General features: G+C 69.7%; 15 protein-coding genes, 1 tRNA gene and 1 other RNA gene. 6 read left to right on the top strand and 11 right to left on the bottom strand.

Annotated features, from left to right (window positions below):
* Window positions 1-5: 5 nt before the first annotated feature.
* Both glnA and ACFVRO_RS11015 read right to left on the bottom strand, forming a co-directional pair.
* Window positions 6-1343, bottom strand: a complete 1338-nt coding sequence (glnA, locus tag ACFVRO_RS11020; RefSeq protein WP_386952185.1) for a type I glutamate--ammonia ligase — start codon at window positions 1341-1343, stop codon at window positions 6-8.
* Between the two features lie 2 nt (window positions 1344-1345).
* Window positions 1346-1561, bottom strand: a complete 216-nt coding sequence (locus ACFVRO_RS11015) for an SPOR domain-containing protein (protein WP_341942050.1) — start codon at window positions 1559-1561, stop codon at window positions 1346-1348.
* A 70-nt stretch (window positions 1562-1631) separates the two neighbouring features.
* Here ACFVRO_RS11015 and ppgK point away from each other — a divergent pair, with 70 nt between their 5' ends.
* Together ppgK and ACFVRO_RS11005 are read left to right on the top strand one after the other, a co-directional pair.
* Window positions 1632-2378 carry a polyphosphate--glucose phosphotransferase gene (gene ppgK / locus ACFVRO_RS11010; RefSeq protein WP_105673037.1) on the top strand — a complete coding sequence of 249 codons (747 nt, stop codon included), beginning with the start codon at window positions 1632-1634 and terminating at the stop codon, window positions 2376-2378.
* Between the two features lie 157 nt (window positions 2379-2535).
* Entirely contained in the window at window positions 2536-2922 is a 387-nt protein-coding gene (locus ACFVRO_RS11005) for a hypothetical protein (protein ID WP_386952182.1), read from the top strand.
* A 36-nt stretch (window positions 2923-2958) separates the two neighbouring features.
* On the opposite strand, the gene rnpB is transcribed toward ACFVRO_RS11005, so the two are convergent.
* From rnpB to ACFVRO_RS10985, 4 genes are all read right to left on the bottom strand, one after another.
* Window positions 2959-3315: RNase P RNA component class A (rnpB, locus tag ACFVRO_RS11000), an RNA gene on the bottom strand.
* Between the two features lie 23 nt (window positions 3316-3338).
* Window positions 3339-5036 carry a bifunctional 3'-5' exonuclease/DNA polymerase gene (locus ACFVRO_RS10995; RefSeq protein ID WP_386952179.1) on the bottom strand — a complete coding sequence of 566 codons (1698 nt, stop codon included), beginning with the start codon at window positions 5034-5036 and terminating at the stop codon, window positions 3339-3341.
* Between the two features lie 25 nt (window positions 5037-5061).
* Window positions 5062-5793 carry a zinc ribbon domain-containing protein gene (locus tag ACFVRO_RS10990; RefSeq protein WP_386952177.1) on the bottom strand — a complete coding sequence of 244 codons (732 nt, stop codon included), beginning with the start codon at window positions 5791-5793 and terminating at the stop codon, window positions 5062-5064.
* A 33-nt stretch (window positions 5794-5826) separates the two neighbouring features.
* The gene (locus tag ACFVRO_RS10985; RefSeq protein ID WP_386952174.1) at window positions 5827-6207 is read right to left on the bottom strand and encodes a YchJ family protein; all 381 of its coding nucleotides are present in this window, start codon (window positions 6205-6207) and stop codon (window positions 5827-5829) included.
* A gap of 22 nt (window positions 6208-6229) precedes the next feature.
* Here ACFVRO_RS10985 and ACFVRO_RS10980 point away from each other — a divergent pair, with 22 nt between their 5' ends.
* Both ACFVRO_RS10980 and ACFVRO_RS10975 read left to right on the top strand, forming a co-directional pair.
* Window positions 6230-7060: an aldo/keto reductase gene (locus tag ACFVRO_RS10980; RefSeq protein ID WP_386952172.1), complete on the top strand. Its 831-nt coding sequence runs from the start codon at window positions 6230-6232 to the stop codon at window positions 7058-7060.
* Complete coding sequence (locus ACFVRO_RS10975) at window positions 6972-8039, top strand: methyltransferase family protein (protein WP_386952169.1); 1068 nt, start codon at window positions 6972-6974, stop codon at window positions 8037-8039. Before ACFVRO_RS10980 ends, ACFVRO_RS10975 begins: the two co-directional genes overlap by 89 nt.
* Here the strand turns inward: ACFVRO_RS10975 and ACFVRO_RS10970 are convergent.
* Window positions 8002-8847 (bottom strand): helix-turn-helix transcriptional regulator, encoded by an 846-nt coding sequence (locus ACFVRO_RS10970; protein ID WP_386952167.1) that lies wholly within the window; start codon window positions 8845-8847, stop codon window positions 8002-8004. The two genes, ACFVRO_RS10975 and ACFVRO_RS10970, sit on opposite strands and share 38 nt — an antisense overlap.
* 101 nt (window positions 8848-8948) lie before the next feature.
* Between ACFVRO_RS10970 and ACFVRO_RS10965 the strand changes: the two genes are divergently transcribed.
* The gene (locus ACFVRO_RS10965) at window positions 8949-9713 is read left to right on the top strand and encodes an SDR family oxidoreductase (protein ID WP_386952164.1); all 765 of its coding nucleotides are present in this window, start codon (window positions 8949-8951) and stop codon (window positions 9711-9713) included.
* A gap of 3 nt (window positions 9714-9716) precedes the next feature.
* Here the strand turns inward: ACFVRO_RS10965 and ACFVRO_RS10960 are convergent, their stop codons facing one another.
* The 3 genes from ACFVRO_RS10960 to ACFVRO_RS10950 form a co-directional block, all read right to left on the bottom strand.
* Complete coding sequence (locus tag ACFVRO_RS10960) at window positions 9717-10604, bottom strand: TIGR01777 family oxidoreductase (RefSeq protein WP_386952161.1); 888 nt, start codon at window positions 10602-10604, stop codon at window positions 9717-9719.
* Window positions 10605-10710: 106 nt separating this feature from the next.
* Complete coding sequence (locus ACFVRO_RS10955) at window positions 10711-11664, bottom strand: L-lactate dehydrogenase (protein WP_386952158.1); 954 nt, start codon at window positions 11662-11664, stop codon at window positions 10711-10713.
* A 74-nt stretch (window positions 11665-11738) separates the two neighbouring features.
* The gene (locus tag ACFVRO_RS10950; RefSeq protein WP_386952156.1) at window positions 11739-12647 is read right to left on the bottom strand and encodes a DMT family transporter; all 909 of its coding nucleotides are present in this window, start codon (window positions 12645-12647) and stop codon (window positions 11739-11741) included.
* A 92-nt stretch (window positions 12648-12739) separates the two neighbouring features.
* Here ACFVRO_RS10950 and ACFVRO_RS10945 point away from each other — a divergent pair, with 92 nt between their 5' ends.
* Window positions 12740-13576 (top strand): LysR family transcriptional regulator, encoded by an 837-nt coding sequence (locus ACFVRO_RS10945; RefSeq protein ID WP_386952153.1) that lies wholly within the window; start codon window positions 12740-12742, stop codon window positions 13574-13576.
* Window positions 13577-13636: 60 nt separating this feature from the next.
* Here ACFVRO_RS10945 and ACFVRO_RS10940 read toward each other — a convergent pair.
* Window positions 13637-13709 (bottom strand) — tRNA-Val (locus ACFVRO_RS10940).
* Window positions 13710-13711: the final 2 nt, after the last annotated feature.

Genomic DNA, 13711 nt, shown 5'->3' with positions numbered 1-13711 from the left:
GCGACTCAGAGGAGCTCGAGGTTGTTCTTCAGCTCCAGCGGAGTGACCTGGCCGCGGTAGGACTCCCACTCCTTGCGCTTGTTCAGCAGCACGTAATTGAAGACGGACTCCCCCAGGGTCTCGGCGACGAGCTCGGAGTTCTCCATGTGCTCCAGAGCGTGGTCGAGGCTCGCGGGAAGGGCCGAGTAGCCCAGTGCACGGCGCTCGGCGTCGCTGAGGGACCACACGTTGTCCTCGGCCTCTGGCGGCAGCTCGTAGCCCTCCTCGATGCCCTTGAGGCCCGCGGCGAGCATGAGCGCGTACGCCAGGTACGGGTTGGCCGCCGAGTCGAGGGCGCGGTACTCCACACGGGTGGAACCGCCCTTGTTCGGCTTGTACATCGGCACGCGCACGAGCGCGGAGCGGTTGTTGTGGCCCCAGGTCACGAAGCTCGGAGCCTCGTCTCCGCCCCACAGCCGCTTGTACGAGTTGACGAACTGGTTCGTGACGGCAGCGATCTCGTTGGCGTGCTTGAGGAGTCCGGCGATGAAGTGGCGTCCCGTCTTGGAGAGCTGGTACTTCGCGCCCTCCTCGTAGAACGCGTTGCGCTCGCCCTCGAAGAGCGACATGTGCGTGTGCATGCCGCTGCCGGGCTGGCCGCTGAGGGGCTTCGGCATGAACGTCGCGTAGACGCCCTGCTCGATGGCCACCTCCTTGATGACTGTGCGGAAGGTCATCACGTTGTCGGCCATCGTCAGCGCATCCGCGTATCGCAGATCGATCTCGTTCTGGCCGGGGCCGCCCTCGTGGTGGCTGAACTCGACCGAGATGCCGAGGTCCTCCAGCATCCGCACCGAACGGCGACGGAAGTCGTGCGCGGTGCCGCCCGGCACGTTGTCGAAGTATCCGGCGGAGTCGACGGGAACGGGTCCATCCGGGCCGAAGGACGAGGACTTCAGAAGGTAGAACTCGATCTCCGGATGCGTGTAGAACGTGAATCCGGCGTCCGCCGCCTTCGCGAGGGTGCGCTTGAGCACGTGCCGGGGGTCGGACACAGCGGGGCGTCCGTCCGGCGTGGTGATGTCGCAGAACATGCGCGCGGTCGGGTCGATCTCTCCGCGCCACGGCAGGGTCTGGAAGGTCGTCGGGTCGGGCTGCGCGAGCAGATCCGACTCATAGCTGCGGGTGAGGCCCTCGATCGCCGAGCCGTCGAAGCCGATTCCCTCGGCGAAGGCGCCCTCGACCTCGGCCGGGGCGATCGCGACGGACTTCAGGGTGCCGATCACGTCGGTGAACCACAGCCTGACGAACTTGACGCCGCGTTCCTCGATCGTCCGGAGGACGAAATCCCGCTGCTTGTCCATCGCTACTCTGCGACCTTGCCGGAGCCGGCGTCCCAGCCGTTCTCGGCGGCTTCCTCTTCGGCCCAGGCGCGCGAGCGCTCCTTGAGCTTCTCCGGTGCGTTCGCAGCCTCGGCCTCGGTGTCGAACGGTCCGACGCGGTCGGCGGACGGCGAGATCATGCCGAACTCGACCTGACCGGTCTCCAGGTTGTACCAGTACTTCTCATCGCCGTTGGTCATGGCCGATCCCCTTCTTCACGTGGTGTCATCGATCCTACTGGCGACGGCACCGGTCGCTAAGCTATCGACCATGGCTAAAGCGATCGGCGTCGATATCGGCGGCACGGGTATCAAGGCAGGACTCGTCGACCTCTCACACGGAACCATGGCTTCCGACCGGGTGCGTGTGCCCACGCCCGAGGGCGCATCCCCGCAGGACGTCCTCGTCGCCGTGCAGACGGTCCTGAAGACGCTCGACGTGCACGAGTCGACCCTTCCGCTCGGCGTGGCCTTCCCCGCCATCGTCAAGCGCGGAAAGACACTCTCGGCGGCGAACGTCTCCAAGGAGTGGCTCGACTTCGACGCCGAGCGCTTCTTCCGCGACGGACTCGGTCGCAACATCGTGTTCGTGAACGACGCGGATGCCGCGGGCGTCGCTGAAGCGCGCCACGGCGCCGCCAGAGACGTCCAGGGCCTCACGCTCCTCACGACCCTCGGCACGGGCATCGGGTCGGCGTTCCTGTACGACGGCGTGCTCGTCCCCAACTCCGAACTCGGACACCTGAACTTCGGCACCTACGACTCCGTCGAGAAGTGGGCCGCCACCTCCGCACGCGAGCGCGAAGGACTGAGCTGGTCCGAGTGGGCGGAGCGGCTGCAGGCCTTCTACTCGCACATCGAGTTCCTGTTCAGCCCCGACCTGTTCGTGGTCGGCGGCGGCGTCTCCAAGAACGCCGGCGACTTCCTCCCGCTGCTCGAGCTGAAGACGCCGATCGTCCCGGCGATCCACCGCAACAACTCCGGCATCATCGGCGCGGCATCCCTCGCCGGCGACTGAGTCCGCGACCCACACGACACACGAAGGCCCCGCTGGATCCAGTGGGGCCTTCGTCGTTGGCAGTTCCTTTCCGTCGACACTGTTGCTCACCCGATCAGCCAATCTCCGATCACCTAGGGTCGAGCGCTGGGCTGGGCCCGCCGTTATCATCGGTCCCATGACGGAGCGCTCCCCACTTGATCAGATCATCGAGATGCTCGCACAGCAGGAGAGAGATGATGCGGATGTCGGGGTCCAGCGGACCGGGTGGAAGCGATGGATCTTGCCCGCGGTGGTGACGGTCGCGACCGTGGCGGCGCTGGCCAAACCGGTGATGACCATCGTCGGAGCGTTCGCGGGCGACAGCGGCGACAGCGGCGACAGCGGCGACAGCGGCGACGCGTACGTATCGACTTGCATCGAGTGCGGGGAGACGTACGACGAAGCCGATCTCGACGAGGGTCGCCGGTGCGAGGAGTGCGCCGAAGACTATCCCGACTACTGCTGCGGCATCATGTACGAGGACGGCGACACCGTCTGCAGGAGCTGCGGAGAGCCGCTCTGACCTCTCGCGTCCCGTATCGACAGCGCTGGTGAAATGCGAATGGGCCGACCTGTACGCCGGGTTCTGTTCCGGGGTTCTTCGCCCCTTCGACGGCCATCTCTCTCGGCGACACGTTGCCGTGGCACTCTAGCGGTCTACCCGAGGACTCGGCGAGCCGCGTCAACATCCTCTGTCTGACCTTGCTCCGGACGAGGTTTACCTGGCGGGCCGTGTCACCACGGCCCCCGGTGGTCTCTTACACCACCCTTTCACCCTTACCCCTTGCGGGGCGGTCTGCTCTCTGTGGCACTGTCTCGCGGATTGCTCCGGGTGGGCGTTACCCACCGTCCTGCCCTGAGGAGCCCGGACGTTCCTCGGTGCGGTTGCCCGCCACGCGACCGTCCAGTCGACCCATTCGCCCGTCCAGTCTACCGGGACTACTTCTCCGCGGATTCGGCGATCCGCAGATCGAGCGGCACGTCGATGGGGAAGCCGCCGAAGAGTCGCGTGGTCGCCACCGCTGCAGCCTCGTGCACGGCCTCGGCTGCGGCCTCCGCCTGCTCGGCGGGCACGTGCAGGATCACTTCGTCGTGCAGGAAGAACGCCAGATGCGGATGCCGCGCGAAGGGACCCGAGGCGATCGCCTGCGCATCCGAATCCGGAAAGTCCCTCAGCCGATGCCTGATCTCCGCGAGCCAGATCAGCGACCACTCGGCAGCCGTGCCCTGAACCACGAAGTTGCGGGTGAAACGGCCCCAGTCGCGGGCGCGCCGGCGGGCGAGGGCGACCTCCGTCTGATCGACGTCGGCGTCGGTCGCTCTGGCCTGCATGCGCGACCACTCATCCGACGGGCGCGGCGACGAGCGACCGAGCCAGGTCGAGACGACCCCGCCGTCCTCGCCCTTCCTCGCCGCCTTGTCGACGTGCGCCATCGCCCGCGGGTACACCTTGCGGAGCCTCGGCACCAGTCGCCCGCTGTCCCCCGTCGTCGCGCCGTACATCGCACCGAGCACGGCGTACTTCGCCTCCTCGCGCGTCCCCACGGCGCCGGAGTCGACGACACCCGCGTAGAGGTCGCTCCCCTGCGCCGCCCGCGCCATCGCCCGATCGCCGGCCATGGCGGCCAGCATCCGCGGCTCCAGCTGAGCGACGTCCGCGACGACGAGCATCCACCCGTCGTCGGCGCGCACCGCCGTGCGGAGCATGCGCGGCAGCTGCAGCGCTCCCCCTCCGGCCGACGCCCACCTTCCCGTGACGACGCCGCCGGGGATGTAGATCGGTCGGAAGCGCCCGTCGTGGACCCACTCGGAGAGCCACGCCCACCCGTTGGCGCTGAGCAGACGCGCGAGCTTCTTGTACGCGAGGAGAGGCTCGACGACGGCGTGGCTGTGCTGCGCGAGCTCCCAGCGGTTCGTCGACTCGACCTGCACCCCCACGCGGTGCAGGGCGCGCAGGAGCTTCGGCTGGCTGTCGAGGTTCAGCGTCGTGTCGCCGAGGATCGCGCGGACGCGGTCGGCCAGCTCGAGCATGCGCGACGGGACACCACCCCCGACGGGTCGCGTCCCCAGCGTGTCCGCGAGGATCCCCCGATGGACGTCCTCGTTCCACGGGAGTCCTGCCGCGCGCATCTCCTCGGCGATGAGCCCGCCGGCCGACTCCGCCGCGCAGAGCAGCAGGAGGCGCCCGTCGCGGCCGTCGGCGATGACCCGACGCTGCGCCCGGTACTGGTCCAGCGCGTCGGCGACCGGGTCCTCTGCGGGGTGCTGCTCCATCACGTCGAACAGCGCAGGAGCGTCGTCCGAGGGTTCGCGGCGCACCCAGGACGCAGACGGCGCCAGCGGACGCGCCACCGTGTCCGTGTCACGGAGGATCGCGTGGCACAGCAGCAGGTCATGCGTGCGGGTGAGGAACACCCCGGCGTCGAGGAGCATCGGATAGATCTCCCTGGCATGGCGGAGGATCCATCTCGGCGTCGCCTCGTCCTCGCGCGCGGCCACCCAGCCGGGCAACTCGCTCGCGGAGAGCTCGTGCCTGCTGATCTCGACGTCATCGTCGCCGAGCTCGACCGCGACGTATCGGCCGGAGCCCGTCGCCACCAGGGCGATCCTGCGCTCGACGGGACGCCGCGAGGTCACCGCCGTCGCGCTCGTGGCGCGGAGATCACAGCCCGGATTCCTCGGTGCGCACCAGGATGCATCCGCACTCCGGGCAGGACACGACGGCGTCCTCCGAGGCACGGCGGATGTCGTTGAGGTCGGTGCCGGGCAGCAGGATGCGGCATCCTTCGCAGGTGCCGCGGGTGAGAAGGGCGGCGCCCGCGCTGTTCGCCGCGCGCCGCGCATAGTCAGCCAGCAGGGCCGCGGGGATCTGCTCGGTGATCGCGGCACGATCGCGCGCCAACTGCTCGCCGAGTTCGGTGGCCGCCGCCACGTCGGCCTTCGCCTGCGCGGTGAGCGCCGAGCCCTCCGCCGTCGTGGCGTCCAGCAGCGCCTGCTGGGCGGCGACCGCGGCATCCGCCTCCTCGACACGACCCATCACATCGAGCTCGGCGTCTTCGAGGTTGCTCTGGCGCCTGGCGAGGCTGTCGAGCTCGTGCTCGAGTGCCTGCGCCTCCTTGGAGTTCGTCGCGGCGGCGAGACGCTCGGCGTCGCGGGCGCGCCTCTGCTCGACCAGCTTCACGTCGGACTCGAGACGAGTCAGCTCGACGCGCACATCGTCGCGGGTTCCGGTGAGCGTGGTCAGCTCCCGCAGCTGCTCCTGACGGATGGCGACGAGCTCGGTGATGCGCGGCCCCTGCACCGGCTTCGTGCGCGCACGATCCGCCTGGGAGATGCGCCGATCGAGATCGGCGACGTCGAGCAGGATGCGCTGGTGTTCCGGGCTGGCGTTCACGTCTTCAAATCTAGTCGGTGCGTGCGACGTCTCTCACTGCACTTCTCCGTCGAGGTACAGCCATCGCCGCCCCTCCCTCACGAAACGGCTGCGTTCGCGGAGCGATCCGCGCTCATCGCCCTGCTGCCAGAACGCCTCGAACTCGACGACGCCCTCGCGATCGAAGGGGCCGCCGGCGACACGGTCGATGATCAGGAGCCGTCGCCAGCGCAGTCCTGGCTCCAGATCCACGACGGGGGGTCGCGTCGAGCCGTGCCAGGACGCGCGGAGATACGCGGTGTCGCCGAGCGAGAACGCCGTGTAGCGCGACCGCATCAGTCGTTCGGCCGTCGGAGCGGGAGAGCCGGCGATCAGGGGGCCGCAGCATCCGCCGAGCACATCCCCCGATCCGCACGGGCATCTCTGGTCCTCCATGGCCCCAGCGTACGCTGAAGGCATGAACCGCTTCACCGCTCACAACGGATTCCAGCTGCCGGCCATCGGACTCGGAACCTACGGTCTGCGAGGAGATGCCGGATCGGATGCCGTCGCCGCGGCGATCGGCGCCGGATACCGCCTCATCGACTCCGCGTTCAACTACGAGAACGAGGGCGCGGTCGGGCGCGGAGCGGCGGCGTCCGGCGCCGATCGCTCCGAGGTGATCGTGACGACCAAGCTGCCTGGTCGTCATCATGCCGCGGCGAAGGCGCGGACGAGCATCGAGGAGAGCCGTTCCCGCCTCGGACTGGAGACCACTGACCTCCATCTGATCCACTGGCCCAACCCGAGCCAGGACGAGTACGTCGAGGCGTGGCAGGCCCTGGTCGACGCGCAGCAGCGCGGCGTGGTGCGGCAGATCGGCGTGTCGAACTTCCTCCCCGAGCATCTGGAGCGCATCGAGCGCGAGACCGGTGTGCGCCCCGTGGTGAACCAGATCGAGGTGCACCCGTGCTTCCCGCAGACCGAGCAGCTCGCCTATCACCGTGAACACGGCATCCTCACCGAGGCCTGGAGCCCGTTGGGCAAGGGATCGGCCCTGCTCTCGGAGCCGGTCGTGGTCGAGGTCGCCGCGGCCCACGGCATCAGCGCCGCACAGACCGTGCTCGCCTGGCATGTCGCCCGCGAGACCGTGGCCATCCCCAAGGCGACGTCTCTCGAGCATCAGACGGCGAACCTCGCAGCGGGCGCCGTGGTGCTCGATGCGGCGGAGGTCGAGGCGATCACGGCACTCGGACGCCAGGACGGCCGGCTGTTCGGCGCCGACCCTCGGACGCACGAGGAGTCCTGAGATCAGCAGCATCACGATCGCCGGCATCGGCGTCGCCCCGGGGAGCGCGCGAGCGTACTTCGGTCTTCAGGCGGTCCTGGGAGCGCTCTGGTGGGTAGGGGTCTTCACGACGGACTCCCTGCGACACGCGACGCTCGGCGACCTCCCCGCTGCCGTGATCGCCGTCGCCGACATCCCCCTCTTCGTCCTCGCCTCGGCGCTCGTCGCATGCGGCGTCCGCTGGGCGGTGTGGATCGTCGTCCCCTGGACCGCGTTGGTGGCCGCGGGCATGGCTATCTACTCGACGGCGACGACGCTGGCGGGATGGGGCGCACTGCTCATGGCCCTCGCCGCGATGGGGTCCATCGCGGCGGGCATCATCATCGTCTGCGGCCGAGCTCCCGTCGAATGGATCGTCAGCGGGCCGTTCGCCTTCCGCACGGCCGACGATGAGGGCCGCACCAGACTCGCCGTGCGGATCTTCCGTCAGATGCTGCTGTTCTGGGTGCTCTTCCTCGGCGTGCTGCCCCTGGGCATCTCCGCTCTGGAGTCCCGGTGGATGCTCGCCGTCGACGTCTCCGTCGCCGTGCGGATCGGCGGCGGCGTGCTGTTCGTCGCGACCGGAGCGCTCGGCATCTGGTCGGCGGTCTCGATGCTCGTCAAGGGCGAGGGCACACCGCTGCCCGCGCATATGGCCCGGCATCTCGTGATCTCCGGCCCTTACCGCTACGTGCGCAATCCGATGGCGGTGGCGGGCATCGCCCAGGGCGTCGCCGTCGGCCTCGCCCTCGGTTCCTGGATGGTCGTCGCCTACGCCCTGTGCGGCTCACTGATCTGGAACACCCTCGTCAGACCGCAGGAGGAGGCCGACCTCTCCGCGCGCTTCGGCGCCGAGTTCGACGAGTACCGTAGCGCCGTGTCCTGCTGGATCCCACGTCTGCCGAAGAGCCGCCGCGCAGCCGTCACGACGAGCGGATCGTCTGCGTCCCCAGCACCCTGAGCAGATCGAGTCTGCTCGCCGCCTCGCTGCCCGGCGCCGCGGTCAGCACGATGAGCGCCTGAGACTCGTCGGGCGTGAGGAGGGCCTGGCAGTCGACCTCGATCTCGCCGAGATCCCGGTGCACGACGGTCTTCCGATCCTCGAACCTCCGGCGGACCTCGTGGTCCTCCCAGTAGTCGACGAACTCCGGGCTCACGGCACGCAGAGCCTGTTCGATCTCCCCCGCGCGCGACGTCGGCCCCCAGGTGCCGTGCGCCGCGCGCAGCGACGCCGCGAGAGTGCGGCCGTGACGCTCGTGATCCCGCACCGGATAAATGCGGCGCTCTTCTTCGGGCGTGGCGAACCAGCGGTAGATCCCGCTGCGCTCCATGCCCCTCCGCGCACTTACGTCGCCGAACAGGGCACGCGCGGCGTCGTTCTGCACGAGCACCTCGTCGAGGACGGACACGACGAAGGCGGGGGTGTCGCTCAGGCGGTCGATGACGCGCAACAGACTCGGGGCGACGTAGTCGCTGAACACGGCGCGATCCGGCGCACTGTGCCCGCTGACCCGGTAGAGGTAGTCGCGTTCGTCGGGCGTGAGCCGGAGCGCCCGCGAGAGGGAGGACAGCATCTGCACGCTGGGCTGAGGGCCGCGGCGCTGTTCGAGCCGCGCGTAGTAGTCGGCGGACATCGCGGCGAGCATCGCGACCTCCTCGCGGCGCAGTCCGCTGGTGCGGCGTCGGGGCCCCTCGCTCAGGCCGACGTCGGACGGCTTGAGCTCCTGTCTGCGTCGCAGCAGGAAGTCGGCGAGGGCATCACGATCCATTCCCGAAGTATCCCCCGTCTGCGCCGTGCGCATCCAGGGAGCGCCGATCCATGGATGAGTGCTCTCTGCCTCGCCCGCGGGAACCACCGCAGGCTGGGGACATGAACATCAGCGGAAACACCATCTTTATCCCCGGGGCGACCAGCGGGATCGGCCTCGCCCTCGCCAGGGCGCTCAGCGAGCGCGGCAACACCGTGATCATCGGCGGTCGCAGGGCCGACCTGCTCCGGACGATCGCCGCCGAGACCCCCGAATTGCACACGGTCGAGATCGACACGACGGATGCCGACAGCATCCGCTCCGCCGCCCAGGAGGTCATCGCCGCACACCCCGACCTCAACGTGCTCGTCACGATGGCCGGCATCATGCGGGTCGAGGACTGGACGTCGCCGGAGGGCTTCCTCGAAACCGCCGAGGCGACCGTCACGACGAACCTGCTCGGCCCGATCCGCCTCATCGCCGCATTCATCGAACAGCTGCGGGCGGTGCCGGACGCCACGATCATGACGGTGTCGTCGGGACTCGCGTTCGCGCCCCTGCGCGTCACTCCGACGTACAACGCGACGAAGGCGGCGATCCACATGCTCAGCGAGTCGGTGCGCCTGCAGCTCGCCGGCACCGGAGTGCGGATCGTCGAGCTCGAGCCGCCGTCCGTGCGCACGGCGCTGATGCCCGGCCAGGAGAGCAGCGCCTTCGCGATGCCTCTCGACGACTTCGTCTCCGAGGTCGTCGGGCTCATCGAGACGCAGCCGGACGCGACCGAGATCCAGGTCGAGAACGTGAAGTTCCTTCGCTACGGCGAGGCGCGGGGTGACTACGACCAGGTGGTCGCGACCCTCAACAGCCTCGACCCGCACGGGAACTGACGCTCAGACCGCGTGCTCCACGGCATCCTCCGCCGTCGCGTGGGAGAACGAGAAGCCCGAGCGCTCGAGTGCGAGCGGACGCACGTCCGCATCGCCGAGGAGGAGGGAATCGGCCGCGGGGCCCAGCGCGAGGCGAAGCGCCCAGGCGGGAGCGGGCAGCCAGAACGGGCGGTGCATCCTGCGGGCGAGCGCGCGTCCGATGTCGTTCGCGGAGGCCGGGGTCGGTCCGGTCAGGTTCACCGGCCCCGCGAGCCCCTCGTCGATGGTGTGCCGGATGGCCCGCACCTCGTCGTCGAGGGAGATCCAGGGCCAGATCTGCGTGCCCGTGCCCAGCGGCCCGGAGACGCCGAGTCTCGTGAGCGCGATGAGCGGCTTGAGCACGCCCCGCGGGTGGATCACCGGTGCGGTGCGGAGCAGCGCCACTCGCGAGCCCTCCCCTGCGCGACGGGCGGCGTCCTCCCACGCCACGCACAGTTCCGCGAGGAAGGTGCTCCCCGCTCGTGAGGACTCGTCGAGCACCGCGCCCGGGGCCGAGCCGTAGTACCCCACCGCGGAGGCCGACAAGAGGGCGGGAGCGTCCGGTCCCTGCGCACGGAGCGCTGCGGTGATCGTCTCCGTCGGGCGCTGGCGCGACGAAAGGAGCTCGCGGCGGTATCGCGGTGTCCAGGGCAACCTGCCGACGCTGGCTCCGCCGAGCGCCACCACGGCCTCCGCTCCGGAGAGCACGTCGGGGTCGAGGGGCGCCTCTCCCGGGCTCCACTGCACCTCGTGCGAGGCGCGCGGCGGACGACGCACGAGGGTCGTCACCTCGATCCCGTCCGCGCGCAGCGACGCTGCCAGCGCCGATCCGATCAGGCCGGATGCTCCGCTGATGACGATGCGACGGGCCATGATCCTCCGATGCTCGCTGCGGGCCACGGGCGGGACGACGATCTCTTGTCGGACGACGCGGCCCCGCGCCGATCGTACCCCGCCGCATCCGCCCTGCTCGCGACGCCTAACCGCGGAGGTCGTCCACGGCCGAGGCCAGAGCACCAGCCGAGAGCCTCAGCAGCTCCAGCTCCTCCGGGGAGAACGTCGTGTTGCGGACGGGAACCGCTCCGGCCGCGCTCACGATGGACGGCACGGAGAGAGCGACACCGTCGATCCCCTGGAAGTCGTGGAGCACCGTGCTCACCGGCATCACGGCGTGCTCGTCGCGGAGGATCGCCTCGACGATCCGCGCGCTGGAGAGCCCGATCGCGTAGTTCGTGGCGCCCTTGCCCTGGATCACCTTGTACGCGGCATCCCTGACGTCGACCGCGATCCCGCGCAGCTCGTCGAGAGTGAGCCGCGGGTGCTCCGGAGTCTCCCAGTCGAGGATGGGCACCGTGCCGATCGTCGCGTGAGACCAGAGCGGGAACTCCGTGTCGCCGTGCTCGCCCACGATGTACGCGTGGACGCTGCCGGTGGAGACGCCGGCGCGCTCGGCGAGCTTCCACCGCAGACGCGAGGTGTCGAGCACGGTGCCGGACGAGAAGATCCGCTCCGGCGGAAGCCCTGTCGCCTCCTGGGCGATCACGGTCAGCACGTCGCAGGGGTTCGTCACGATGACGTAGACGGCGTTCGGCGCCACCTCGATGAGCTTCGGAAGCATGTCGCGGATGATGCCGGCGTTCACGTCGGCGAGCTCCATCCGCGTCTGCCCCGGCTTCTGCTTGGCCCCCGCCGTGATCACCACGACGTGCGATCCGGCGGCCACCGAGATGTCGCTGCCGCCGACGATGTCGCTCGACCCGGTGAACTGCGTACCGTGCGCGAGATCGAGCACCTCGGCCTCGACCTTCTCGGTCGCGATGTCGTACAGAGCGACGTGGCGCGCGGAACCGCGGATCAGGGCCGCGTACGCGACGCTCGAACCGACGCTGCCCGCGCCGACGACCGTGAGCTTCGAGTTCTCGATGATTGCCATGCGGTCAGTCTCGCAGTGCCGGGGCCGTGGACTCCAGCGGATCGGACCGGGAGAATCGCGAGGGACGCCGGATGTCACTGCGCCCGCGACTCCGCGGAGAGAGATTGCTCCGTCGCGGTCCGCCGTCGTCGTGAGTCGCCCGACCCGCCCACCGCGCAGGCGATCGCGCCGATCGCGAGACCCAGGATCACTCCCTGGCCCGGTACCTGACCGAGGAGGAGCCAGCCGAAGAGCGCAGCGACCGACGGAATCACCGCGAAGAGCAGCGACACCCGGGCGGCGCCGCTCCGCCGCACCGCCGCCATGTAGACCGTGGTGCCCACGGCGGCGCTGAGCACGATCATCGCGCCCATGCTCGCCAACGCGAGCCCGGCGTCGCCCAGATCGGGCGGCGTCATCGCCGCCCAGATCAGCATCGGCAGGGCGGAGACGAACTGGCCGACGGCGCTCGCAGGCAGCGGATCGGTGGCCGCGAGGAAACGCTGCTGGTAGACCCCTCCCGCAGACATGCCGAGGAGCGCCAGAAGCGTCAGGACCAGCGCCGCGTCCACGCCTGTGGCCGTGACCCGCCCCGCGAACGCGACCCCGATGGCGACGAGTCCGAGAGCGAGCCCGACGACGCCCCGCCTGGTCGGCCGTTCCCCGAGCCACGACGCTGCGAGCACCGCCGTCACCAGCGGGTTCATCGCGATGACGAGCGCCGTCAACGTCGGCGAGACCCCCTCGTGCATCCCCTCGTACGCGCATCCGAACTGCACGGCCTGTGTGAGCAGCCCAACCACGATCGCATGCCCCCACTGCCGACCACGTGGCCACCGGCGACGCCCGAATGCGGCCGCCCCAGCGAGGAGAGCGGCGGCCAGCACGAATCGGATCGACAGCACCCACGGCGCCGACAGCTCGCCGAGCGCCATCGCGCCGAGGGGGTAGCCGAGTCCGTACAGCACGACGATGAGGATGATGTGGGTCGCTCGGAGCTTCATGATTCCGATGCTCCCCACAGCGAGGCCCGCCCGTCCAACAATGATTACTGATCGCGATCGATAAGCTTTGTCAATCGGACTAGGGTGTGACCATGGAGACCCTCGACGTCATCCCGCTGCGCTCCTTCCTGGCGATCGCATCGTGCGGCGGATTCCACAGAGCGGCGGCAGCCCTTCACCTCAGCCAGTCGGCCGTGAGCCAGCATGTGCGGCGCCTGGAGCAGGTCGTCGGAGCGCCGCTCGTCGAACGCAGCGGCCGCCTCATGGCCTTCACCCCTCGCGGAGAGTCCCTGCTCGCCGAGGCGCGCCGGATCGTCGACCTCCACGACGAGGTGCTCCGAACCGTGCGGGTTCCCGATGAGACCGGCACGCTCGTGCTCGGCTCCACCGAGCATGGGGCCGAGCAGATGCTCCCCGAGATCATCTCGACGCTCAAACGCGACGCGCCCGACACGGAGGTGAGGATCCGCCTGGACCGCACCGCACGCGTCAGCGAGGCTCTCGAGGCCGGTCGCCTCGATGTCGCGGTGGTGCTCGAGATCGGAGAGCCCAGCCCGGCGCAGAGACGGCTCCGACTCGGGTGGTTCGCCGCCCCGGAGTGGACAGCACCGCCGAACGAGCCCGTGCCGCTCATCCAGTTCGATCCCCCCTGCGTGATGCGCCCCGCGGTCCTCGACCTCATGGCGGCGAACGGCAGGGCATTCCGCACCGCCGTCGAGGTCGGCGACCTCGCCGGCGGACTGTCCGCAGCACGCTCCGGCCTCGGAGCGATCCTGCTCCCCGTCGTGGACAGAGGCCTGGAGGGGCTCCGCCCGGTCCCAGGCCTCCCCGGACCGCCGCCACTGCGCATGGTCGTGCGCGGCCGCCACGGCATCCCGGCGCGCATCGTCCGCTCCGTGCAGGACGCGGTCGATGCCGCCTTCGCCTGAGGATGCCGGCCCACGGCGGGCTCCGCGGGAATGCCGAACCCGAAGAGCCGAGGAGAACGGTGGGCCCTGCCGGGATCGAACCGACGACATCCACGGTGTAAACGTGGCGCTCTACCAGCTGAGCTAAAGGCCCTG

Origin of the sequence: Microbacterium sp. NPDC057944 (assembly GCF_042887445.1) — a bacterium.
Lineage (GTDB): Bacteria > Actinomycetota > Actinomycetes > Actinomycetales > Microbacteriaceae > Microbacterium > Microbacterium natoriense.
Note: the sequence above shows the minus strand (reverse complement) of the source record. Positions and strands in the feature narration are given on the sequence as shown.

Bases quoted from the DNA above. Each gene is read 5' to 3' on its own strand.
- glnA (WP_386952185.1), bottom strand. From the start codon at position 1,343: ATGGACAAGCAGCGGGATTTCGTCCTCCGGACGATCGAGGAACGCGGC.
- ACFVRO_RS11015 (WP_341942050.1), bottom strand. From the start codon at position 1,561: ATGACCAACGGCGATGAGAAGTACTGGTACAACCTGGAGACCGGTCAG.
- ppgK (WP_105673037.1), top strand. From the start codon at position 1,632: ATGGCTAAAGCGATCGGCGTCGATATCGGCGGCACGGGTATCAAGGCA.
- ACFVRO_RS11005 (WP_386952182.1), top strand. From the start codon at position 2,536: ATGACGGAGCGCTCCCCACTTGATCAGATCATCGAGATGCTCGCACAG.
- ACFVRO_RS10985 (WP_386952174.1), bottom strand. From the start codon at position 6,207: ATGGAGGACCAGAGATGCCCGTGCGGATCGGGGGATGTGCTCGGCGGA.
- ACFVRO_RS10980 (WP_386952172.1), top strand. From the start codon at position 6,230: ATGAACCGCTTCACCGCTCACAACGGATTCCAGCTGCCGGCCATCGGA.
- ACFVRO_RS10975 (WP_386952169.1), top strand. From the start codon at position 6,972: ATGCGGCGGAGGTCGAGGCGATCACGGCACTCGGACGCCAGGACGGCC.
- ACFVRO_RS10970 (WP_386952167.1), bottom strand. From the start codon at position 8,847: ATGGATCGTGATGCCCTCGCCGACTTCCTGCTGCGACGCAGACAGGAG.
- ACFVRO_RS10965 (WP_386952164.1), top strand. From the start codon at position 8,949: ATGAACATCAGCGGAAACACCATCTTTATCCCCGGGGCGACCAGCGGG.
- ACFVRO_RS10960 (WP_386952161.1), bottom strand. From the start codon at position 10,604: ATGGCCCGTCGCATCGTCATCAGCGGAGCATCCGGCCTGATCGGATCG.
- ACFVRO_RS10955 (WP_386952158.1), bottom strand. From the start codon at position 11,664: ATGGCAATCATCGAGAACTCGAAGCTCACGGTCGTCGGCGCGGGCAGC.
- ACFVRO_RS10950 (WP_386952156.1), bottom strand. From the start codon at position 12,647: ATGAAGCTCCGAGCGACCCACATCATCCTCATCGTCGTGCTGTACGGA.
- ACFVRO_RS10945 (WP_386952153.1), top strand. From the start codon at position 12,740: ATGGAGACCCTCGACGTCATCCCGCTGCGCTCCTTCCTGGCGATCGCA.